Genomic DNA, 21,465 nt, shown 5'->3' on the forward strand with positions numbered 1-21,465 from the left:
AATGAGAAATACTCGGCGCAATGAGCAACACCTCGCCTGGCCGTGCCACCGTCGCCCGGGCAGCGACGCTTGATGCGACGTGGTCCGTGAAGCCCGGCGGCGGACCGGCTTCCACTGATTCCCACACACCGCGGAGCACCATCGATGACCCGCAAAGCACCTGCTGAGGATCCCGGCGACGCCCGACTGCGGGTGGGCCCACCGAAGGACTACGCCGCCGGAATTCGGGCGGTCACCTCCTCGTTGCGCCACGCAGGCACCCAGATGGGAGCGCGTCGTGGCCTGCTCACCCTGCTCCGGGTCAACCAGAAGGACGGCTTCGACTGTCCGGGCTGCGCCTGGCCCGAACCGGAACACCGGCACCGTGCCGAATTCTGCGAGAACGGGGCCAAGGCCGTGGCGGAGGAGGCCACGCTGCGCCGGGTCACCCCGGAGTTCTTCGCCGAGCACGGTCTGGACGAGCTCGCCGGCCGCAGCGACTACTGGCTCGGACAGCAGGGGCGCCTCACCCGTCCCATGTACCGTCCGGCGGGAAGCGATCACTACCGCGCGATCTCGTGGGAGGACGCGTTCGCGGTCGTCGCCCGGGAACTCGCCGCCCTCGACCACCCCGACCAGGCCGCCTTCTACACCTCCGGCCGGGCGAGCAACGAGGCCGCCTTCGTCTATCAGCTGTTCGTCCGGCTGCTGGGCACCAACAACCTGCCGGACTGCTCCAACATGTGCCACGAGTCCAGCGGTGCGGCCCTGGTCGAGACGATCGGTATCGGCAAGGGCAGCGTCAGCCTGGAGGACATCCACGAGGCGGACCTGATCCTCGTCGTCGGCCAGAACCCCGGCACCAACCACCCGCGGATGCTCTCCGCCCTGGAGCGCGCCAAGCAGCGCGGCGCCCGCGTCATCGCGGTCAACCCGCTGCCCGAGGCCGGCCTGCTCCGGTTCAAGAACCCCCAGCGGCCGTCCGGCGTCGTCGGCGGCGGCACTCAACTGGCCGACCTCTTCCTGCAGATCAGGCTGGGTGGCGACCAGGCGCTGTTCCAGGCCTTCAACCGGCTGCTGCTGGAATCGGAGGACGAGGCGCCCGGCACTGTCCTCGACGCCTCCTTCATCACCGCGCACACGCACGGCTTCGAGGAGTTCACCGAGCACGCCCGCAAGACCAGTTGGGAGGACGTCCTGGAGGCCACCGGGCTGTCCGAGACGGAGATCAGGGCCGCGTTCCGGGAGGTACTCGCGGCCGAGAAGACCGTCGTCTGCTGGGCGATGGGCCTCACCCAGCACCGCCATTCCGTCCCGACCATCCGGGAGGTCGTCAACTTCCTTCTCCTGCGCGGCAACATCGGCCGTCCCGGTGCCGGGCTGTGCCCGGTGCGCGGCCACTCCAACGTGCAGGGCGACAGGACGATGGGCATCTACGAGAAGCCCAGCGAGGACTTCCTCGACGCACTCGGAGCCGAATTCGGTTTCGAACCACCACGTCACCACGGTCACGACGCCGTCGAGACCATCCGCGCCATGCGCGACGGCCGGGTGAAGGTCTTCGTGGGGCTGGGCGGCAACTTCGTCGCCGCGGCCCCCGACACCGAGGTGACGGAGCAGGCGCTGCGTGGCTGCCGGCTCACCGTGCAGATCTCCACCAAGCTCAACCGGTCACACGCGGTCACCGGAGAACAGGCGCTCATCCTGCCCTGCCTGGGCCGCACCGAGGCCGATCTGAGGCCCTCGGGGCCCCAACTGGTGACGGTGGAGGACTCCATGGGCATGGTGCACCTCTCGAGAGGACGGCTCGCCCCCGCCTCCGATCACCTTCTCAGCGAGGTGGCGATCATCTGCAGGATGGCCCGGGCCGCCCTCGGGGCCCGCGACCCACAGGTGCCCTGGGAGGACTTCGAGGCCGACTACGACCGCATCCGCGACCGCATCGCACGGGCGATCCCCGGCTTCGAGGAATTCAACGACCGAGTGCGCCGACCCGGCGGCTTCGCCCTGCCCCACCCGCCCCGCGACGAGCGCCGCTTCACCACCGCCACCGGCCGGGCCAACTTCACCGTGAACCCGCTGGAGATCCTGCGCGTACCGGAAGGCCGGCTGCTGCTGCAGACGCTGCGTTCGCACGACCAGTACAACACCACCGTTTACGGACTGGACGACCGCTATCGCGGCATCCACCAGGGACGCCGGGTGCTGTTCGTGCACCGGGACGACCTCACCGCCCACGGCCTGGTCGACGGCGACCTCGTCGACATCGTCAGTGAGTACGAGGACGGGGTGGAGCGGCGGGCACCGGGCTTCCGTTCCGTCGCCTTCCCGACGCCCCGCGGCTGCTGCGCGGCGTACTTCCCGGAGACCAACGTCCTGGTGCCCCTGGATTCCACGGCGGCCATCAGCAACACCCCCACCTCCAAGTCCATCGTGGTGCGGCTGGAGCCGGCCGCCGGGGTACCCACGAGCCAGTGAGTCCTTTGCGCTCCCGAGCCGGAGCGCGCGCTTCAACCCGCGCCAAGGTGGCCGAGCCGGGCCGAGATCTCCTCGACTGCGGTCGCACCGGGGCGGAAGCCTCCGATAGCCGCTGCCCGGTCAATCGGAAGGACGGCCCAACGCGCCGGCCAGGCGGACCGGGCCGACGCCGGGACTGTCCCGGCCGTATGAAGGGTGTCGGGCTCAACGGTCCTTGCTGAAGGGCGGTTGGGCGCCGTTGTGCCGACGGTCGCGGACAGTCGGCCGGACGTTTCCGGTCGGCTGTCCGTCGTTTGTGCGGCCCACCCCTTGACGGCACTCCTCCAGGGGCAGGCGTACTCATGGTGAATCCAGTTGCATTATGTGCAACATTGGCTTGGCCCGGCGCCATCACCCGTCGTTCGTGCGGAAGCCCACCGCACTGGCTTCTCCAACAGGTCCGCCGCGGTCCGCCCGGTGCCCTTGATCGGCCCGGACTCCACGACCCGGCCGATGCGGTGCAGGAACAGCTCGGGCGAGGCGGTGGCCACCTCCACGCCGTGGGCGGGCAGCCGGACCGTACCCGCGTACGGGGCCGGGTTGCCCAGGGCCGGCAGTGCGGTCAGCGCGTCCACGTCGGTGGGCGGTCCCCCGGACTCGGGCAGCGGAGCGGACAGCACGCGGCAGAGGTTCGCCTGGTAGACCTCGCCCGCCGCGATGTGCCCGCGGATCCGCCGTACGCCAGCCGTGTACGCTGCGCGGTCGAGCGAGGACGCCCAGTCACCGGCGGTGGGGCCGCACCAGGCGCCGGGCCGGGGGGTGGGACGGGCTCCTGCCGTACGTTCCCGAAGCGGGCGCAGACCAGCCGGCCCTCGTAGTCCGCGACGACCGCCCAGAAGCCGGTCGAGTCCAGGGCCGCGGGGTCGCTGGTGACATCCCGCAGGTCAGTGGCGACGAGTTCGCCGAAGCGGGCGAGAGGAGACAGGTGGTGCACGCCATCGGCGCCACCGAGCAGGGTCACCCGCGCACACCACCATGGACTGTACGTCGTGCGGAGCGGGAACCAAGCACCCACTTCCTCTTTCGGAACGTACCTATACCTGCGTCGCGTGCGGAGTCGTCCCTCCCAGGGACAGGGACTCCGGGCCGCGTGGTGCTCGTCCGGGCTGCTCCGGACCCGGCTGGTGTGGACGTCGTAAGCCTCCTGGAGCACCGCTCCAGGAGGCTTACGACCCTCACGTCCGATGCCGAGGCGCGCGGCGCATGGGTTCCTGGCTATGTGGTGGGCGCGTCCACCGGGGTGGGCGCGCCCGCCGGGTCGTCCTTGGCCCCGTTCGACGAAGTCCCGTTCTCCAGGCCCTCCTCGAACGCCGTGACGGCCTGGTCGATGAGCCGTTCCTCCTGCTTCTTGCGTTGGGCGGCGAGATAGGCGTGGTGTTCCCGGCGGAAGGACTTGGCTGTGGCGAGGCACATCCCGATCATCACCAGGCTGAAGGGCAGTGCCGTGATGATCGCCGCCGTCTGCAGCGTGGACAGCGACGACGTTCCCGTGCCGCTGGCGATCAGCAGAGCGATGGCCACGGCCCCCTCGGCGGCGCACCAGAACACGCGGCTCCAGGCCGGCGGCTCGGGGTCGCCGCCGGAGGCCAGCACGTCGACCACATAGCTGCCGGAGTCGGAGGAGGTGACGAAGAACAGCACGATCAGCAGGAGCGTCACCCCGGCGACGAACGTGCCGCCCGGCAGGGTGTCGAGCAGTTGGAACAGCGCGCTGTCCGTACCGACCGCGCCGTCCTCGCCCACCAGTCCGCCGTCACCGACCGTCTCGTGGTGGAGCGCCGAGCCGCCGAGGATGGCGAACCACAAGAAGGTCAGCAGAGTCGGTACCAGCAGCACACCCGTGACGAACTCACGAACGGTCCGTCCGCGGGAGATACGGGCGATGAAGATGCCGACGAACGGAGCCCAGGAAATCCACCAGCCCCAGTAGAAGACCGTCCAGCCGCTGACCCATGCGGTGCCCTCGGCGCCGTGGGTGGCGCCGGTGTCGAAGCTCAGCGCGAGGAGGTTCTGCAGATACGCGCCGATGTCCTCGACGAAGCCGTTGAGGATGAACAGCGTCGGACCCGCGATGAGCACGAACACCATCAGCGCGCCGGCCAGGCCCATATTGATGTTCGACAGCCACTTGATGCCCTTGCCGACGCCTGTGACCACGGAGATGGTGGCGAGCAGGGTGATGCCGACGATGAGGGCGACCCGAAGGGGCGTGCCGGGGTCGGTCACCCACCCCTGGAAGCCGAGCCCCGCCGAGATCTGCAGGACGCCGAAGCCGAGCGAGGTGGCCACGCCGAAGACGGTGCCGACGATGGCAACGGTGTCGATGGCGTCGCCCCAGGCGCCCTTGATCCTGTCGCCGAAGAGCGGCTCCAGAGCCCAGCGGATCGAGATGGGACGGCCCTTGCGGTGCACGGCGTAAGCGACGGCGAGGCCGACCACGACGTAGATGGCCCAGGGGTGGATTCCCCAGTGCAGGAACGTCTGGACCATGGCGAACTCGCTCCGCGCGGCCTCGCCCTCACCGACACCCGGCCTCGGGGAGACGAAGTGGTTCAACGGCTCGGCGACACCCCAGAAGACCAGCCCGATACCCATACCCGCGGCGAACAGCATCGCCAGCCACGAGCCCATGCCGAACTCGGGTCGCTCGTTGTCCTTGCCGAGCTTGATGTCTCCGAAGCGGCCGATACCGACCCAGAGGGCAAAGATCACAAAGAGTGAGACGAGAGCTGTGTAATACCAACCGAGGCCACTGATGATCTCCTCCTGCACCGTACTGATGACGTCCTGTGCGGAATTCTTGAAGATCGTGGCGTAGAGCACGAAGGCAACAATGATGATCGCGGACGGCCAGAAGACGCGCGGTGCGATCGATGCCGTATGGGACCGGGTCCCCGCTTCCTCTTGATCCGAAGTGTCAGTTGGTGATTTCGCCATCTGGGGAGCAGCCATGCTCTCTTTCCTTCTGTCGTCGGGCTCGGGCATGGTTGGTCGGACGCCGTGGTGCGACCCCGGCGGTCTCAGCGGCTTCCGCTGACTCGGATCGCCTTGTGCTGCGGCGGCACAGCGTTGCAAGGTGTTGCGCAGTGAGAGATTGTCATCTGTAGGCGCAACAGAGAACACTCCTTGTGTCTCGCCGTCAAGACCCCTCGCGCCAGCCGTTGGGCTCTCGACCAGCATCGGAATCGACCCGTGACTCTCACTCTCTGCGTGCGACGGGCTCGAGTACACTGCCGACCCGCCCACCGGGCAGGGCCGTTGCTCATCGCCCGAACGAGCCCACGAGCGGCGAATTTGTCCAGTACCTGTTGATGGTTCACTTCGGCAGTTCACGACCGCCGGCGATCACAGGGCGGCCGTAACCCCTGATCACCAAGACGGGTCCCCGGGTCCGGAGCCGCACGGCGGGAGTGACCCAGGCGTCGCCAACCGGTGATCCCGAGGGCGTGCAGGTGGCTCTGGGCCGTGAGGATCGCCGCCGCGACCGGGCCCACCGGGCGATCGAGTTCATGGTCGAACTCATCAGCCGCCCAGAGTGAGAACCCTACGCTGAACAGCCCCCGCTCCGCAGCTGAGATTGCTCCGGACACCTCCGTGGACAGCAGCAGCTGTCGGCGCCACTGATGCCCTGCAGCAGCGGGGAACCGGCGGCGCGCACAGCCTGAGGGAGCTGCGGGGCATGCCCAGCAGCTGCTCGTCGGCATCCGTTGAATGTCGCGATCGCTGCACCTGGCGGAGGTGTCGGCGGTCTCTAACCACGGTTGAGGAACGGCGACAGGATGGCCGACTGGGGGGTAATGGGCAACAGGAGCCACAGCCAGGGCCGTTCACCGGGCGACGCCTTCATCGGCGGGGCGTGTTCCTCGCGGTGGCCTGGAGAAGGGATCCGCTTCTCCTGCCTGAGTAGGAGAGCAGCAGCTCGAATGCGTTCCTGCGAGCCCCCGGCGCGGGCGCATTCGCTCCTAGTGAACCCGGCGTTCCGTACTTTCCCCTACCGTGTGCACTCCCGCTCACCACACGGTCCCCCAACCCCCTTACCCCACACAAGAACTGAGGACAGACCATGCATGTGGAACTGGACGATCCCCAATGAGCGACTCTGTCGGGGATCTTGGAATTCTCAGGCGGGAGGACATGGTGATCGGGCAGGCTCGGCTTGGTTTCGCAGGTCGTTCGTCTTCTCCGAGGCGAGCCGGTGTCCCTCCGTCCGCGTTCTGGTGAGCAAGTTCCTTCCGCGACGCGTGGGTGGCGCGGGCGAGTAATCCCCGTGGTACGACGGCGATGTGGGTGCGGGACCGGCTGGACGGGCTGTGGCACGATGAGGACTTCGACGCCTGACTCCTTTACTCGGCCGAGTACGCTCGACACTGACCTCGAAGAACGACCCGCCGCACGCCGCTCAGACCCCACATAACTGGGGGTCAAGGGGCCGCAGGTTGAAATCCTGTCGTCCCGACTTGTGAAGCAGCAGGTCAGAGGCCGTATCGGGGTATGCCGACACGGGCAAGGGCGACTCTTCAGTACGTCATTGGGATCGCTGCCTGCTTCAGGTGTAGCGGCGCAGGACAAGGCGGCGTCGGCCGTTCTCTTCGAGTACGTCGGAGTCCACCTCATAGCCGTTGTCCTCGGCGTAGCGCAGCGCGGCGGCGTGGCCGTAGGCGCGGGCGACCTTGGTCAGCCATGGCTGGTCGAAGTGGGACCTGTCGTACTCGCTGATGACGGCTTCGAAGGTGCCGTCGTCGCGGCGGCGGAAGCCGATGTCGTTGCTGAGGCGGCCGATGTGGGCGCGGCGGATGATCACTTCGGCGCGTTCCGGGCGGGCGTCGCCCTGGTAGCCGTAGAGGGTCTGCGGGGTGTCGTGGGCCTCGACGGTGGTGAATCCGAGCGTGGCGAGGGCTTGGACGAGCAGGTCGGGGTCGCGCAGTGCGGTGCGGACGCGGGTGAAGTGTGACATGACGATTCCTCGGTGTCGGTGTCGGTGTCGGTGTCGCTGACGGGAGGGGCGGCGCAGCCAGGTGGTCACGCCAGGCGGACGACCGGCTGTCCGTTCAGTACCAGCGTCTGGCGGCGCAGGTCGTAGGCGGTTACGGTGAGGCGCTTGTGGGCGTCGATGCGGAATTCCAGGCGGAAGCGGTCCTCTCCAGCCGTGGCGGGCGGGTCGGCCTCCAGGAAGGTGGGGCTGTCCTCGTTGAGCCAGAGCATGGACCGCTGCTGGCGTTGTTGCGGGGTGACGGTCACGGTGCGGGCGCCACCGCCGGTGTCGAAGGCGATCTCCAGCTCGGCGCCGGCGTCGCGGTAGGTGGCGTGGGCGAGTTCGTACACGGCCAGGCCGAGCCTGCGCTGCTTTTCGTGCACCGCCCTGACGGTGAGTGTCTTGACCGGCTCCTCGGTGGGGTAGGGGGTGCCGGCTTCGACGAGGGTCTCGAACTCGTAGGCGCCGGTGTCGTGGTCGACATGGCGGATCGCGTAGTCGTGCTGGATGTGATCGAACAGCTCGCTGCCGCCCGCGATTCCGGCCGCCCCGGCCGCCACCGCCTCCAACGGCCGGTCCAGGCGCACCACGTCGGGGTCGAAGTGCAGGTGCACCAGGTCCTGCACCGCGGGGATGAGACAACTGCCGCCGACGAGGAAGACACCCCGGATGTCCTCGGCGGTGAAGCCGCGGGCGGTGGCCAGGTCGAGACAGGAGCGCAGGGCCTGGTTGATCCGGCGCAGTACGCCCTTGTCGCGCAGCAGCGCATCGAAGTCGCCGCGGGTGACGGTGACTTGGTGCACGTGGTCAGTGCGTGCGTCGGCGGCGTGAATGGCGGCCCGTTCCGCGGTGGCCAGCTCCCGTTTGGCCTGTTCGGCGGAGGCCAGGAGGCGGCGGAAGACCTGGTTGCGGCCGATCTGGTCGCCGTGCGGCAGGGAGAGGCGGCCGATGGCGTGTTCGGCGAGGAGCGCGTCGATGGTGTTACCGCCCAGGTCCAGGCCCCGCTTTGCGATGGTGCGCACCCCGGCGCCCGACCCGGCCGCGTCCGGTTCCTGCACGCGGACGACGGCGACGTCGAGGGTGCCGGCCCCGAAGTCGATGACGGCGAAGGCGTCGCCGGGGTTGAGCCGGGCGCTGTAGCCGACAGCGGCCGCGGTGGCCTCGTCCACGACCCGCAGCCGGGCGGTGGGCAGCCCGTCGCGGACCTCCCGCACCAGCCAGTCGCGGTAGCCGTCGAAGGACTCCACGGGCGCGGTGGCGACGATCTCCAGGTCGTCGTCCTCGATGGCGAGCAGGGCCAGCGCCATGATGTCGCTGAGGAACTGGGTGGCCGCCTCGCGACCGGTGACCTTGCGGTCGCCGACCGGGCGGGCGGCGTCGTAGGCGTGTCCGGAGACGTTGCTCTTGGTGGACGCGAACACCGTGAAGCCGGGGTCGTCGTCCATCTCGGGGGTGACCTGGGCGCCGAGGCGGCCGGCGGTGCCGTCGTGGGCGTAGGCGATGAGCGAGGGCACCACCCGCTGGGTGGGCCCGGGGCCGGCCTCGCGCAGCACGTCGACGCCGGGCAGCGGAACGGGGATGCCGCGGCCCGCCTGGTGGTCCCAGCCCGCGACCACGGTGTTGGCGGTGCCGAAGTCGATGCCGATTCGGGTGGTCATGCGTCTCCCTTACGTTCCTGAGGTCGACCACGTTCCGGATGCTCGCCCAGCTCGATCTCGTAGTCGCCCGCGACTGCCGATCCTGCCGACCTCACCGACCCTGCCGCCTCGCCGATTCCGACGTCGTGCCGTAAGCGGTGTTCCAGGCACGTGCGCAGCAGTCCCAACGCCTGCCGGGACATTTCGTTCAGGACCGGGTGCTCCATCACCGCGACCACCTTCGTCAGGTCCTTGTGGCTCATCACGCCCATAGGGTCGGCGATGAATGGACGAAGGGTGAGGGCGGTCAGGACGTAGATGTCGACGGTGCCCTCTTCCAGGTCCCCCACCGCCAGTAGGTCTCCCCTCGGTGACACCCGTGCGCAACGCGCCGTGGCACGAGGGGTGTCAGCGAGTAGGGGGACCTGCTCGGACACGGGGTCGTCGGGCATGGGCGTGTCACGTGTCGGCGGCACGTCGAGGAGTTGGAGATGCGTTCCTGTAACGGCGAGGAACCGGTCCAGTGCGTGTGACCAGGCGAGGTGGATCGGAGATGTCCTGTACGTCCAGGGACGGGTCGTGATCGGCGCCTGTGAGGTCGTGAGAGGTTCGTGCCACACATGCAGGCCGCCGTCTACGGTGCCGCAGACAAACGCGGAAGGCGAGATGGCGACCTGCTGCATGCCGTATCCCGTGGCTTCGGGGCGAATGAGCTTGTTCACAGCAGAGTCGGCGATGTCGGCGACCACGATGTTGGAGTTCTCACCGACCACGGCGATCAGCCGCCCCTGCGCATCCACGGCGGAGCCCCTCGGAACGACAAGCCTCCGCCCGAGCGGTATGCCACTGTCGGTAAAGGGCCCGTCGGAGTCGCCGACGAACATCGCCCACTCGCCCGTCAGTTCGAGGTTCCTTGCGGGCACGATGAAGGCACGGTCTCCGGCGATGCGCTCCACGCCGCGCCCATCGCTGGGCGCGGTGTCGAGCGCCCGCGTGCCGGTCTCGTCGGCGTAGTGGATCTGCCCACGCGCCACGACGATCATGGTGTCTGAGCCCAGATGCGCGATCCACTGTGCCGGGTGCGGGAGGTCGTCTTCCAACCACACCAGCGTCAGGCCGGCGAGATCCACGATTCCGGCGCAATGTCCGGTCCCTCGTCCGGCGAAGGCGAGTTGTGTGCCGTCCGGGGCGAAGTCGAGAGCGTGAACCGCGATCGACTCCTCGTCGGGATCGGTCGGCCAGATCCGGGTGCGGGGGATGGAGTTGAGCGAACCTGTGCCGGCCAGGGCGTCGACGAACCGGGTTACCGCATTCGAGTCCGCGGCACGCAGTGCTTCGAACACACGACGCTCGTCCTCGCCGGACGGCCGCCAGTCACCGAACTCGTCGGCCGCCCGCACCGCTTCGGGCAGCGGCATCAGCAGCGTGAGGGACCACAAGCGGTCCCAGTCACGCCGGTCCGCCAATTGCTCTACCAGATACGCACGTTCATGCTCGGCGAAGGAAGTGAAGTCCGCCTGCTGGGAACCCTGTCCCGCCAGTACACGCAGCACATCCAGGATGCCGAGTCCGCTCATCGCGGTCCGCAGGGCCAAGCGCTCCTCGGCGCAGGCGCCCCGGTAGCCGAGCGCCAGGAGCGAGCCGTCGGGATCCAGCGCCCGATACTGCTCCAGTTGCCCGGTACGTACGAAGAACACGGCGCGTTGGACCTGATCGGCGGGCGCGAGGTGGTGCCCGGCGCAGAAGGCCGCCGCTTCGGGCGACTCCAGTGCCGTACGGCAGAACAGGTCGACGGCCGCGGAATCGCTCAGCGTCAGGAGGAGGGCACGAGCCCGCTCACCGATGGGGTGATCGAAGCGGGCGGCGGCATCGGCGAGCATCCGGGCGTCGACCGTCCCGCCGCAGCCATCGCCGTCGTCGAGCGCGAGACGGCTGAGGAAACGCACCTGTGGCTCGGAGGCCGTCGGGGCGCGGTTCCAATGCCTCAGCAACGACCACAACTCGTCCTCGTGGGCATCGAGCCAGTCGCGCCAGCCGGCGTCCACGAGCACGTCGGAAATCCGCGCCGAATCCCTGTCCAGCAGCTCTGCCACGAGTGGGGAGGTCCACCGCCGCCGGGACGGTCCTGCCGCCGGCGGCTCCGCCCATGTCCGCCACACCGTCTCCGGTCCAAGGGACTCAAGGGCGCCCGCGACGGCGCGCATGGCCGCCGGCACACCGGCGTCGGCCGCGCGCACCACGGTCACCAGCGCCCCAAGACGCCACCGGGAGCGCTGCCCGAGAGGCAGCCGCAGCACCAGCACGGCGATCCGTACCCGCATGAAACTCACTCCGTCCGGTCCGCGCTGAGGGCGATGTCGTACGGGCCGCCCGTGGCCACGGGGCCGCTGCCGAGCGCGATGTCCGCGCCGAAGCGGTCCGCGAGGGCGTCCGCGAGCAGATCGAGTGCCGTCCGTACCGTGAGGTCGGCGACCTTCGTACGCAGTTCCCGCACGTGGTGCCACTGTCGAGGGGTGCCGTGCAGCAACGGCTGTTCCAGGGCTTCGCGTGCGGCGGGCAGACGGGAGTTGTGCACCTCGATGCCGTCGAGGAAGCCGCTCTCGGCGTGCGTCTTCGCAGCGGTGACGAGAGTGTCTCCCCGCGTGGACACCGCGATCAGTGTGGGGAGGTCGTGCGCCAGCCTGTGGAGTTGCGTGGCGAAAAGGGAGTCGAGGGGGTGTTCCCCCAGTCTTGTGAATGCCCTTTGAAATCCCAGCTCTTCGGCAGGGCTGTATGGCCTGCTCCCTGACGCGAGGGTCCGGATGCCGTCGAACGCGCCCCCGTGCGGGGGGTGCCCAGCATCGCGCCGTATATCTCCGGACGTCGAAAGGACCTGGACCTTGCGAGGATGCCCCCGCCCGGAGGCCGAGACGAACGCCAGCGCATCCGGGCCGAGGAAGCTCACCGTGGTCGCGCCGCCGGCTTTGTAGTGGAGAACGGCCCCGGATTCGTCCACCACGAGTACCGAGTGGCTGGTGGCGATCGCGATCAACTGGGATTCCGGCAGGGTCGCGATCGTGCAGAGGACGCCCCCTGCGGGAGCCCCCGGCCCGAGGAGCTTCCTGGCCTCCCTCACCTCCGCGGCGATCCGGGCAACGGGAACGTGCCGGAGGCGGGAGGCCCCGCGGTCGACGAACGCGAGTCCGGACGACGTGACCATGACCATGCCCGTGCCGGCCCGCCCCATCCCCGACACGACATCCGGGGCGTTCAGAAGAATCTCGTGATACCCGGGACGGACACGGGTGATGGCCTCGCCCGGCGGATCTCCCGACAGCGAATCCATTCGGTAGAGCTCGTCACCCAGATGCAGAATCGAGTGGGCCGTGGCCCACGACAGGCGGCCGGTCCTTGTCCGTTCACGCCCGGTCGTCCGTTCGTCGCGGAAGTGCGGGGTGATTTCGCCGGTCGCGATCCGCAGGGTCTCCATCAGGACGTCGGGGCCAGGCACACCGGGTGGCGACTGCGCGACCACGGCGAGTTCGGCTTGGTCGGGGGAGAAGGAAACCAGTCCTCCTTGGCCGACGGCGTACGGGACCACTGTCTCCCGTGGCAGTTTCTCGACGGTGGCGGCCAGCCGCTCGGGAGGGAATTCGGCGAGCGCGGTCAGGAGCGCACCGCGTTCTCCGGTGCGCTGGTGGCCGGGCAGCAGGCGGGCGGCTGCCGCGGCCTTGGCCAAGGGCAGGTCGAGGGCGAGCCGGCGCAGTTCGTCCCAGCGCTGGTGCTCGGCCAGGTGGTGACCGAGGTAGCCGAGTTCGTCGTACGACATCTCGGCGATACGGTCACGCCGTTCGCCGGTGACCACGACCCGGATGACTTCGGCATCGCCCTCGGCGGCCATGACCGCTCGCAGCCGTTCCCGTACTTCCGGAGGCGCCGCGCGGTAGGCCAGGGCCAGCAGCGAGCCGTCGGGATCGAGGGAGTGGCGCTGCTCGGCCTGCCCGATCAGGGTGAGATACGCGGCTCGGTCGGCCGGCTCGGCCGGCGCCACGGCCAGCAGTTCCAGCACGTCGGACTCCGGCAGCTCCGCGGCCCGGACGGCCTCCTGCGCGGCCGGGTCCCCGGCCGCGCACGCTCGGACCAGCCGCCGCCACGCCCGCCGGGCCCGCAAGCCGCGGGAGCCGTCCGCGCGCCGCGGCGACGCCCGCCGCAGCAGCCGGGCCGCGCCCGCCCCCGTCAGCCGGGCCATCCCCGCTACACCTCCAGTACCGGCGCCTGCCGCTCCGGCCCCCGGTCCGTTCCGGTGAAGGAGGCCGACTGGGCGCGGCCCTCGCGCAGCCAGGCGCGCAGGTCCTCGATGACCTCGCGCTGGGACTTGCTCAACGGGACCGTGCGGGCGGCGGCGTGGGCGATGTCGTCGGTGGTGATGTCACGTTCCTCGGCGAACGCCTCGTACATCGCGTCCACGACGACCTGTTCCAGCTCGGCGCCGACGAACCCGTCGCAGATCCGGGCCAGTTGGTACACGTCGAACATCTCCGGCTTACGGCCGCGCTTGCGCAGATGGACGGTGATGATCTCGCGGCGCTCCTCCTCCGCGGGCAGGTCGAGGAAGAACACCTCGTCGAACCGGCCGCGGCGCAGCGTCTCCGGTGGCAGGGCGCTGACGTCGTTGGCGGTGGCCACCACGAACACCGGCGCGGTCTTCTCCTGCATCCAGGTCAGGACCGTGCCGAAGACCCGCTGCGAGGTGCCCCCGTCGTGGCCCCCGGCCGCCAGTGCCTTCTCCACCTCGTCGATCCACAGCACACACGGCGACACGGTCTCCGCCAGCCGCAGCGCCCTGCGCACCCGCTCCTCCGACTCACCCACCAGCGAACCGAACAGCGCGCCGACATCGAGGCGCAGCAGCGGCAGCCGCCACAGCCCGCCGATCATCTTCGCGGTGAGGCTCTTGCCGGTGCCGGGGATACCGATGAGCGCGATGCCCTTGGGCGCCGGCAGGCGGAACTCGCGGGCGGCGTCGCCGAAGGCGCGCTCGCGCAGCCGCAGCCACTCCTTGAGCACGTCCAGTCCGCCCAGGTCGTCGGGGCTCTCCTCCGCGCTGTAGAACTCCAGGGCCTCGTTCTCCCGGATGACGGCCTTCTTCTCGGCCAGCACCGCGTCGATGTCCCGGTCGTCGAGCACCTCGTCGCGCACGATGGCCTTGGCGAAGGCCCGGCGGGCTTGCGCGGCGGTCAAGCCCAGCGCGGCCTGCGCCAGGCGGCTGCGCCCCGCCTGGGTGAGCGTGGACTTCACCCCCTTGGTGCTGTCGATGAGGTGGTCCAGCTCGCGGCGCAGCGCGTCGGCCTCGGGCGGCGGCATCTCCACCACCACGGCGTCGTCGCCCAGTTCGACGGGGACGGTGCGCACGGGCGTGGTCACGATCAGGGAGGAGCCGGTGAAGACGAGCTTGTGGGCGAGGTTGCGCAGGCGCCGGCGTACCACCGGGTCGCGCTCCCAGAAGGCGTGGAAGTCCTTGAGCACGTACAGGTCGCGGCGGCGCGGCTCCTTCTGCGCCAGCTCCTTGATCTTGGTCAACGCGTCCGGCGGGGTGGCCGCCTTGGGCAGCTGCCGGCCCGACGCCGAATCCAGGCCGTCGGCGACGTCCCAGGTGACGAGGTCGGACGACGGATCCCGGTCGCGCCGCACCTGGTCCAGCACCTCCAGCGCCCGCTGCTCCTCGACCGTGACGAGCACGATCAGCGCCACCCGGGCGCGCAGATACAGCCGGATCTCGTCAGCGATGCCCACAGTGCCCACTCAGAACTCTCCTCCCGGCGCGACCATGCCGGTGAACGTCACCGTCGCGTCGTCAGCGATGGTGATCTCCAACTCCGGCACGGCAACCAGATCGTCCGCCGTGTAGCGCCCGGTGCGCATCCAGTACTCCTTGTTCGACGAGCCGCGCAGCCCCCGGGCCAGCCGCAGCCGCGCGTTGTACCGTCCGGCGATCACCACATCGACGTCGGCGACGGCCGCCGCCCGGGCCGGGTCGGCCTCGATCTCGGCACGGGTGAACCCCGTGAGCACGATCACCGACAGGCCGCTGCGGGCCCGCAGTTCGGCGCAGAACGCGGCGACCGCGGCGGGCTGCTCCAACGGCTCACCACCGGTGAGGGTGACGCCTTCGATGCCCGTTGCGTCGGCCAGCGCCTCCTCGACCACCTCGCCGACCCTGCGGACCAGGCCGGCACCCGCCCCGGAGTGGGTCTCGGGGTTGAAGCAGCCGGGACAACCCAGCGCACACCCCTGACTCCACAGGACACGGCGAACACCGGGCCCGTTCGCGGCACTTCGGGGGACAGCAGCATGCAGCCGCCACGGCGTGTCCAGCCCACTCACCCGTGCCACAGGCGGTCCTGCTCCCCGGCCTCGTAGGCCTCGTACTGCTGATACGCCTCCTCGGTGAGCGTCTGGTGCTCCACTCTCCCGCCGAGCAGCCGGACCAGCTCGTCGGTGTCCGCCAGGCACCGCGTCCCGGCGACACCCTGGACGTGCACCTCCACGGTGCCGTCCGCCGAGATCACGACCTCGACGCTCTCCTCGGCCATCAACTCACCCTTCGCCTGGGAGGAAGTGACTCGGCCCACTGTGCCGGGCGGGGATCGGGAGGGGTCCCGAGGGAAGCGGGCGGTGCTCCGGAAGCGTCACCGAACGGGCCGGCGCCGGTGCGCGTGAAAGTACGCGCGGCTGCGCGGTACGTAGAGGAGGCTGACTCCAGTACCGGAGGCGATGAGGGCCAGGATGGCCCGGGCCGCGTACTCCGGCTGGAACACGCCGCCCGCGTCCAGCAACCCCCGGATCACGTGCGGGCCCAGATAGAGAAGGAACAGCGCGGCCGTCACCGTCGCCGTGATGCGGGCTGTGTGCCCGCCTTTGCGGAAGCGGGTGGCCGCACCGATGGTGACGAAGAGCAGCAGGTACACGAACTGCGTCAGCTCCGGGTCGTTCACGGCGATGGTGGCGGCGATCAGTGCGGAAAGGATCAGCAGCGTGGCGGCCGCGTTGATGTGTATGGGGCGCTCGGCCGGCGGCGGATGCGGACGGTGGTCGTCGTCCGGTGAGCCGGTCATCGTGCCCTCCCTGTGCTGTGGTCCGGCGGTCCGAGGCCATCCGCGCCGGGTCATGCACGGGATCATCCGCCCGAAGCTCCGGGACCCCTCCCGGAGGGAGATACCGGCCCGGCATGGACCGGGTGCTGATCCTGCGGATGGGCGGCAACAAGAACGCGGCGGAGGCCATCGGACCGGCAGCGAAGCGACGCTTCGGGAGCTCGAAGTCGAGACTGTCCCCGGGCCTCACCGCGGTCACGGAGAACGTACCGCCGTTGACGGCGATGTCCACCGGCCGGGACACGGCCACCTCGTAGGTGCCGTCGGTGGTCTTGCTTCGAGACCGGGGCGGGGGCGGATTCGCTGCTGTCCGGTGTGGAGCCGCACCCCGCCAGGAGCAGCGCGACGGCGAGCGCGGCCGCGGCCGCCAGTGCCGTCGCGAAGGCGGGGGAGGGGTGGCGGGTTCGTTCACGGGGACTCCGGGGCGTTGGGCTCGGGGCGGGTCGTTGTCCACACCGCCGGGCTCACGGGACCCGTCCCGGGTGCGGAGCCGAACAATGCGGGCACCGGACCCGTTCCGCGACCGGGGGAGGTCAGGATGAACGACCCGACGTACGCCGCACCCGTCATGCCGAATTCCGCGCCCGACGAGGTCAGGGCACACGACCCGATGGCCGTTGCCCTGGGCAATGCCTCCCTGCTCGGCGTCGGCTATCTGATGCTGCGGCGGCGCAGGCTCGCCCTCGCCGCCGTGGCCGGCACCGCCGTGCTCGTGTCCAGGCTCGTCGCGACCGCCTCGTCGTCGTACGAGGTCGCTGTGCTCCTGTGGTGGGCGGCCGTTGTCGCCCACGGGTGGTTCCTCGCACGCGGAGGCGGCGGCCGGGGTACGGTGCGCGGCCGCCGCCTGGTCGCGCTCGGCATCACGCTGCCGGTGCTGCTGGCCGTGGGGCTGACGCGCTTCGACGCCTCCAGGATCGGCCGGAGCGTCACCGAGGCACGCGAAAGCGGCGACTGCGCACGGGTGTCGAGCGCCCAGGACAGGGTGTGGTTCGGGCACCGTATCGCCGACGCCCCGCTGACCGCCCGCGGCGACGAGGCCGTCGAGGCATGCGACCGGCTGCAGACGGCCCGGACCGGGTTGACCACCGCGCTGACCGGGGACACCGATGCCCTGGAGGACGGCTTCGGCACACTCGCCTCGGTCCTCGCGGAACCCGGCAACGAAAAGACGGTCGAAGCGACCCTGAACGGATTCCTCGGCAGCCTGCCCGCCAAGGACCCCTGCGACACCGTCGCCGTCACCGACTGGCTCCGCGACCGGAAGCGGAGCCACGATGTACTGGACCGGTCCGCCGACACGGCCGCGCGGACCGCGCCCGCCGCGCTCGTCGGATGCGGCGAGGAACTCATGGCCGACAGCAGGTGGAAGGACGCCCGGACCCACTACGAGCAGCTGCTCGACCAGTACCCGGGCGACGACCTCGCGGGCAAGGCCCGCAAAGGCGCCAGGAAGGCCACGCTGAGCATCGAGCTGGCAGGCGTCCGCAGCCTGCTCACGGAGCGCACCGACGCGCAGCCCGAGTACTGCTCCAGCCCGGCGAAGTACAGCGGCGCCAAGCCCCTCGGCAAGGGCACGAACCGCGCGCTGTTCTACCCCGACGGCGAGTACGACATCGACCACTCGGAGAAACTCCCCGGCTCCTGGAAGGCCGACGGCCCCACCGACGCGGTCCTGGTGGTCTGCATGGGCGAGACGAGGTTCGGAAGCTCCGTCGAGACATGCCCGTACCGCGACAGGGACTCCGGTTCCCTTGTGTCCGTGACCTTCTACAAGGTCGCGATCCCGGTGAAGGTCTACGAGTTGCGCACGGGGAAGCTCGTCGCCAACCGCACGATCCAGATCAACGGCACGAGCTGCCCGGCGGTCATCACGTACTACACCTACGGCGACGTCGCCCCGAGCGCGACGAGAGGCGAGTACGTCGAAGAGTCCAAGTCCGATGTGAAGTCCGCCTTCCGGCCGCTCGTCGTACGGTGAGCGGCGGCGCGGACCGTGGCTTCATTGGGGTCCGCGGTTCGGGAGGGTTCCCGAGTGGGGCGAGTGAGCATGGGGCGGCGACCGCCGGGAGCTTCCGGCGGCCGGTCGGGAGGCGCGGCCGAAAAAGGGGGCGTTGGTGGCACAGGAGGAACGGGTCATCGCCGGGCGGTACCGGCTGCGGCAGCGGCTGGGTTCCGGCGGTGGGGGAGACGTCTGGCTGGCTGAGGACGACGAGCTCCGGGTCCGGGTCGCGGTCAAGGAGATCGATGTACCGCACGAGCCGAACGGACCTGGCGGCGTCGCCGTCGCCCGCGGGCGCAAGGAGGCACTGAAGGCGGCGCAGCTGCGCGAGCACCCGAACGTGATCACCGTGTACGACGTGGTGGAGGACGGCAACCGCCCGTGGATCGTGATGGAGTATCTGCCGGGCACGCGGGACCTGAGCGCTGTGGTGCAGGAGCGCGGCCCGCTGTCGAGCGACGAGGTGGCCCGGATCGGTGCGGCCGCCCTCGACGGGCTCTCGGCAGGGCACCGGATCGGCATCATCCACCGGGACGTGAAGCCCTCCAACATCCTGCTGGCACCGGACCATTCGGGTGCCGCCGACCGCCGGGTCCTGCTCACGGACTACGGCATCTCGCTGCGGCCCCGCGAGACCCGGGTCACCCAGAGGGGCATGGTGGTCGGCACCCCCGGCTATGTGGCGCCGGAGCGGCTGTCCGGCGGCGAGGCGACTGCCGCGTCCGACCTGTTCTCGCTCGGCGTCACCCTCTACTGCGCCCTTGAGGGCACCGCCCCCTTCGAGCGGGACACGGTCGACGCCACCCTCATGGCGGCGCTGACCACGGAACCCGACGCGCCGCCGCGGGCGAGCGAGCCACTCAGCCGCGTGATCATGGGGCTGCTGGCGAAGGACCCGCTGGACCGCACGCAGGCGGCGGAGGCGGGCGAACTGCTCGCCGAGGCCACGGGAACCGGGACCCGTGGTGCGCCGCTGCCCGTGCTCCCCGGATCTGCTCGGGCGTCGGCCGGATCGGGGGACGGCTCGGCGAGCGACGGATCCGGGTCGGGCCGGTCTCCAGGTTCCGGCGAGCCCCGGGAGGGCTCAGGGCGGGCCGACAGCCCGGCCGATTCCGGAGCCGCGACCGACTCCGGCGACGTCGGCACCGCGACGGAGCCCGGCCATTCCCTGCCCTCCTGGAAGGGGCGCCTCACCTCCGCCCGGCGCACCTCGGGCGCTGCTCGCCGGGCGCCCGGCCGGCGAACGCCCGTGCTGCTGGCGCTCGCCGCCGTGCTGGCCGGGGGCGGCGGGTTCGCGCTGGGCGCCGCCACGTACCACGACGAGCGGGCCGAGGCGAAGGGGCCGGAGGTCAACGCGAGGGTGGCCGCGACTCCCTCCCCGACCGTGACCCGCAGCGCGTACCCGTACGGCCGGCAGGTGGGGCTGCGCGAGGGGCTCACGCCGGGGCAGTGCGTCGACGCCGACTGGAAGGACGGGGAGTTCAGGGGACGGCCCGGGGTGAAGGTCGTCGACTGCTACGACGATGATCCCGAGGGCCAGGTCATCGCGACCGTCGCGGCCGACGACGCCGTACAGGCGTCCGGCGCGGAGGCGGCACGGGCCGGGTGCACCCGGCGCACGGCGGAGCTGCGCAAGACCATGGCCGACCCGGTTCTGTACGTGCTCATGCCGGAGACCGGGCAGAGCGAGCCACCGGAAGCGGCCTGCCTGATCTTCCTGAGGAACGCCACCCTCGGTGGCCCGCTCGGCGACTTCCGCAAGTACGGCGACGAGGTGTACATCACGCAGCAGGGCCCGGGTGACTGCATCAACTCCGAAGAGGAAGAGGACGGCGAGATCACCGACACCCTGGTGAGCTGCGACAAGCCGCACCACGAGCAGATCGTCGGCTGGACCTGGGCCTCGGGCGACGGCTCGGCGGACAGCGTCGACACGGCAGAGCTCTGCGAGGAGAAATACGGCGTCAACTGGGCCCGTGGCCAGGGGCACGAGATGCGGGGCTGGCAGTCCACGGCCGAGTGGGACGGCGGGTTCCGCTACGTGCTGTGCAGCGTGGGCCGGGAGGACGACGGGAAACTTCCCGGAGGAGCGCTGAAGTCGGCGTACTGACTCTTCCGGGGAGTCAGCGAGGGGAAGAACTCCAGCACCGCCGTGCCACTGTCCAGGGCTTCACGCGGAAGCCGAGGGGTTCCGGGACCGGTCCCGACTGCGGCGCCTAGGGTACGCGTCGGCCCGAACCGAACACCCCCTGACAGGGAGGAAACCCTGCATGCCAAGCACTCGGACCTGTGTGCTGGCGGGCATCACCGCGGCTGTTTCGACCGTCGCGCTCACGCTGTCCGCCCAGGCCGACACTGCGGCTCCGCACGAGCGGGCGGCCGCCCGGTGCGCGTACCCGGCCGAGGTCCTCGACCTGACCGACTGGAAGCTGACAGTGCCCACCGGCGAGGACGAGGATCCCACCGAGATCACACAGCCTGAGCTGGCGACCTTCTCCGCCGATCCCTGGTTCCAGGCCAACACCGCCTGCGACGCGGTCCGGTTCCGGGCCGCCGTCAACGGCGTGACGACGGGAGGCTCCAGCTACCCGCGCGCCGAGCTGCGGGAGATGACCGAGGGCGGCGAGGAGAAAGCCGCCTGGTCCACCACGCGCGGCACCCACACCCTCGTGGTCACCGAGGCGTTCACGGCACTGCCCGACGACAAGCCGCACCTGGTCGGCGCGCAGGTCCACGGCGGGGATGACGATGTCACGGTCTTCCGCCTCGAAGGCAGCAGCCTCTACATCACCGAGGGCGACGACAGCCACCACCACCTCGTCACCGACGACTACGAACTGGGCACCGAGTTCGAGGCCAGGTTCGTGGCGGAGGACGGGGAGATCGACGTGTACTACAACGGGCAGCTGCAGACCACGATTTCCCACGAGGGCGACACCAACTACTTCAAGGCGGGGGCCTACACGCAGGCCAACTGCGACAACTCAGATCCGTGCGCCGACGACAACTACGGCGAGGTCCGCATCTCCGGCATCGAGGCCACTCACTCCTGACCGGCGGACGGTTGCAGGGAGGGGCACTGGGGCACCCCAACATCATCCGGGTGTTCAATGCGCAGGCTTACGCGGCGCTGGACGCGCCCCATGGAGGGATGACGTCGAGCGGCGCCCGGGGCTCGTGGAGTCCCGGGCGCCGCTCGGTGAGGGGTGAGGCCGGGGCTTGTGGCCC

General features: G+C 70.1%; 14 protein-coding genes and 2 pseudogenes. 6 read left to right on the forward strand and 10 right to left on the reverse strand.

Translation table 11 applies throughout. The features are described 5' to 3' along the window. Positions 1–144: 144 nt before the first annotated feature. Positions 145–2,457 (forward strand): FdhF/YdeP family oxidoreductase, encoded by a 2,313-nt coding sequence (locus ACWD3C_RS25065; RefSeq protein ID WP_451147521.1) that lies wholly within the window; start codon positions 145–147, stop codon positions 2,455–2,457. Positions 2,458–2,882: 425 nt separating this feature from the next. Here the strand turns inward: ACWD3C_RS25065 and ACWD3C_RS25070 are convergent. Continuing rightward, positions 2,883–3,430: pseudogene (locus ACWD3C_RS25070) on the reverse strand (chorismate-binding protein); the annotation flags it as partial. Positions 3,431–3,450: 20 nt separating this feature from the next. On the opposite strand from ACWD3C_RS25070, the pseudogene ACWD3C_RS25075 reads away from it, so the two are divergent. Then, positions 3,451–3,663, forward strand: a pseudogene (locus ACWD3C_RS25075) (RNA-guided endonuclease TnpB family protein); the annotation flags it as partial. A 48-nt stretch (positions 3,664–3,711) separates the two neighbouring features. Here ACWD3C_RS25075 and ACWD3C_RS25080 read toward each other — a convergent pair. The 9 genes from ACWD3C_RS25080 to ACWD3C_RS25120 all read right to left on the reverse strand — a co-directional run bounded on the left by ACWD3C_RS25080 (position 3,712) and on the right by ACWD3C_RS25120 (position 16,199). Further along, the gene (locus ACWD3C_RS25080) at positions 3,712–5,448 is read right to left on the reverse strand and encodes a BCCT family transporter (protein ID WP_451147523.1); all 1,737 of its coding nucleotides are present in this window, start codon (positions 5,446–5,448) and stop codon (positions 3,712–3,714) included. A gap of 1,594 nt (positions 5,449–7,042) precedes the next feature. Further along, positions 7,043–7,450, reverse strand: a complete 408-nt coding sequence (locus tag ACWD3C_RS25085; protein ID WP_451147525.1) for a DUF1257 domain-containing protein — start codon at positions 7,448–7,450, stop codon at positions 7,043–7,045. A gap of 65 nt (positions 7,451–7,515) precedes the next feature. Next, positions 7,516–9,126 (reverse strand): Hsp70 family protein, encoded by a 1,611-nt coding sequence (locus tag ACWD3C_RS25090; protein ID WP_451147527.1) that lies wholly within the window; start codon positions 9,124–9,126, stop codon positions 7,516–7,518. Continuing rightward, positions 9,123–11,426 carry a hypothetical protein gene (locus ACWD3C_RS25095; protein ID WP_451147529.1) on the reverse strand — a complete coding sequence of 768 codons (2,304 nt, stop codon included), beginning with the start codon at positions 11,424–11,426 and terminating at the stop codon, positions 9,123–9,125. Before ACWD3C_RS25095 ends, ACWD3C_RS25090 begins: the two co-directional genes overlap by 4 nt. Before the next feature lie 5 nt (positions 11,427–11,431). Continuing rightward, positions 11,432–13,333, reverse strand: coding sequence for a hypothetical protein (locus tag ACWD3C_RS25100; RefSeq protein ID WP_451147531.1), 1,902 nt, complete (start codon positions 13,331–13,333; stop codon positions 11,432–11,434). Positions 13,334–13,338: 5 nt separating this feature from the next. Continuing rightward, the gene (locus ACWD3C_RS25105) at positions 13,339–14,886 is read right to left on the reverse strand and encodes an AAA family ATPase (RefSeq protein ID WP_451147532.1); all 1,548 of its coding nucleotides are present in this window, start codon (positions 14,884–14,886) and stop codon (positions 13,339–13,341) included. Next, the gene (locus ACWD3C_RS25110) at positions 14,887–15,477 is read right to left on the reverse strand and encodes a 4Fe-4S single cluster domain-containing protein (RefSeq protein WP_451147534.1); all 591 of its coding nucleotides are present in this window, start codon (positions 15,475–15,477) and stop codon (positions 14,887–14,889) included. After that, positions 15,465–15,677 carry a DUF2997 domain-containing protein gene (locus ACWD3C_RS25115; protein ID WP_451147536.1) on the reverse strand — a complete coding sequence of 71 codons (213 nt, stop codon included), beginning with the start codon at positions 15,675–15,677 and terminating at the stop codon, positions 15,465–15,467. Before ACWD3C_RS25115 ends, ACWD3C_RS25110 begins: the two co-directional genes overlap by 13 nt. 96 nt (positions 15,678–15,773) lie before the next feature. Next, entirely contained in the window at positions 15,774–16,199 is a 426-nt protein-coding gene (locus ACWD3C_RS25120) for a hypothetical protein (RefSeq protein WP_451147538.1), read from the reverse strand. A gap of 113 nt (positions 16,200–16,312) precedes the next feature. Between ACWD3C_RS25120 and ACWD3C_RS25125 the strand changes: the two genes are divergently transcribed. The 4 genes from ACWD3C_RS25125 (at position 16,313) to ACWD3C_RS25140 (ending at position 21,290) form a co-directional block, all read left to right on the forward strand. Continuing rightward, positions 16,313–16,495, forward strand: a complete 183-nt coding sequence (locus tag ACWD3C_RS25125) for a hypothetical protein (protein WP_451147540.1) — start codon at positions 16,313–16,315, stop codon at positions 16,493–16,495. A 281-nt stretch (positions 16,496–16,776) separates the two neighbouring features. After that, complete coding sequence (locus ACWD3C_RS25130; protein WP_451147542.1) at positions 16,777–18,216, forward strand: tetratricopeptide repeat protein; 1,440 nt, start codon at positions 16,777–16,779, stop codon at positions 18,214–18,216. Between the two features lie 136 nt (positions 18,217–18,352). Further along, entirely contained in the window at positions 18,353–20,347 is a 1,995-nt protein-coding gene (locus ACWD3C_RS25135; protein WP_451147544.1) for a serine/threonine-protein kinase, read from the forward strand. A 160-nt stretch (positions 20,348–20,507) separates the two neighbouring features. Beyond that, positions 20,508–21,290 carry a polysaccharide lyase family 7 protein gene (locus ACWD3C_RS25140; protein ID WP_451147546.1) on the forward strand — a complete coding sequence of 261 codons (783 nt, stop codon included), beginning with the start codon at positions 20,508–20,510 and terminating at the stop codon, positions 21,288–21,290. The last annotated feature ends 175 nt before the right edge of the window (positions 21,291–21,465 follow it).

This window comes from Streptomyces sp. NPDC002845, from assembly GCF_053591955.1.

What these genes read in the sequence shown, in the direction of transcription:
- ACWD3C_RS25065 (WP_451147521.1), top strand. Translation starts at nt 145, where the DNA reads ATGACCCGCAAAGCACCTGCTGAGGATCCCGGCGACGCCCGACTGCGG.
- ACWD3C_RS25080 (WP_451147523.1), bottom strand. Translation starts at nt 5,448, where the DNA reads ATGGCTGCTCCCCAGATGGCGAAATCACCAACTGACACTTCGGATCAA.
- ACWD3C_RS25085 (WP_451147525.1), bottom strand. Translation starts at nt 7,450, where the DNA reads ATGTCACACTTCACCCGCGTCCGCACCGCACTGCGCGACCCCGACCTG.
- ACWD3C_RS25090 (WP_451147527.1), bottom strand. Translation starts at nt 9,126, where the DNA reads ATGACCACCCGAATCGGCATCGACTTCGGCACCGCCAACACCGTGGTC.
- ACWD3C_RS25095 (WP_451147529.1), bottom strand. Translation starts at nt 11,426, where the DNA reads ATGCGGGTACGGATCGCCGTGCTGGTGCTGCGGCTGCCTCTCGGGCAG.
- ACWD3C_RS25100 (WP_451147531.1), bottom strand. Translation starts at nt 13,333, where the DNA reads ATGGCCCGGCTGACGGGGGCGGGCGCGGCCCGGCTGCTGCGGCGGGCG.
- ACWD3C_RS25115 (WP_451147536.1), bottom strand. Translation starts at nt 15,677, where the DNA reads ATGGCCGAGGAGAGCGTCGAGGTCGTGATCTCGGCGGACGGCACCGTG.
- ACWD3C_RS25120 (WP_451147538.1), bottom strand. Translation starts at nt 16,199, where the DNA reads ATGACCGGCTCACCGGACGACGACCACCGTCCGCATCCGCCGCCGGCC.
- ACWD3C_RS25125 (WP_451147540.1), top strand. Translation starts at nt 16,313, where the DNA reads ATGGACCGGGTGCTGATCCTGCGGATGGGCGGCAACAAGAACGCGGCG.
- ACWD3C_RS25130 (WP_451147542.1), top strand. Translation starts at nt 16,777, where the DNA reads ATGAACGACCCGACGTACGCCGCACCCGTCATGCCGAATTCCGCGCCC.
- ACWD3C_RS25140 (WP_451147546.1), top strand. Translation starts at nt 20,508, where the DNA reads ATGCCAAGCACTCGGACCTGTGTGCTGGCGGGCATCACCGCGGCTGTT.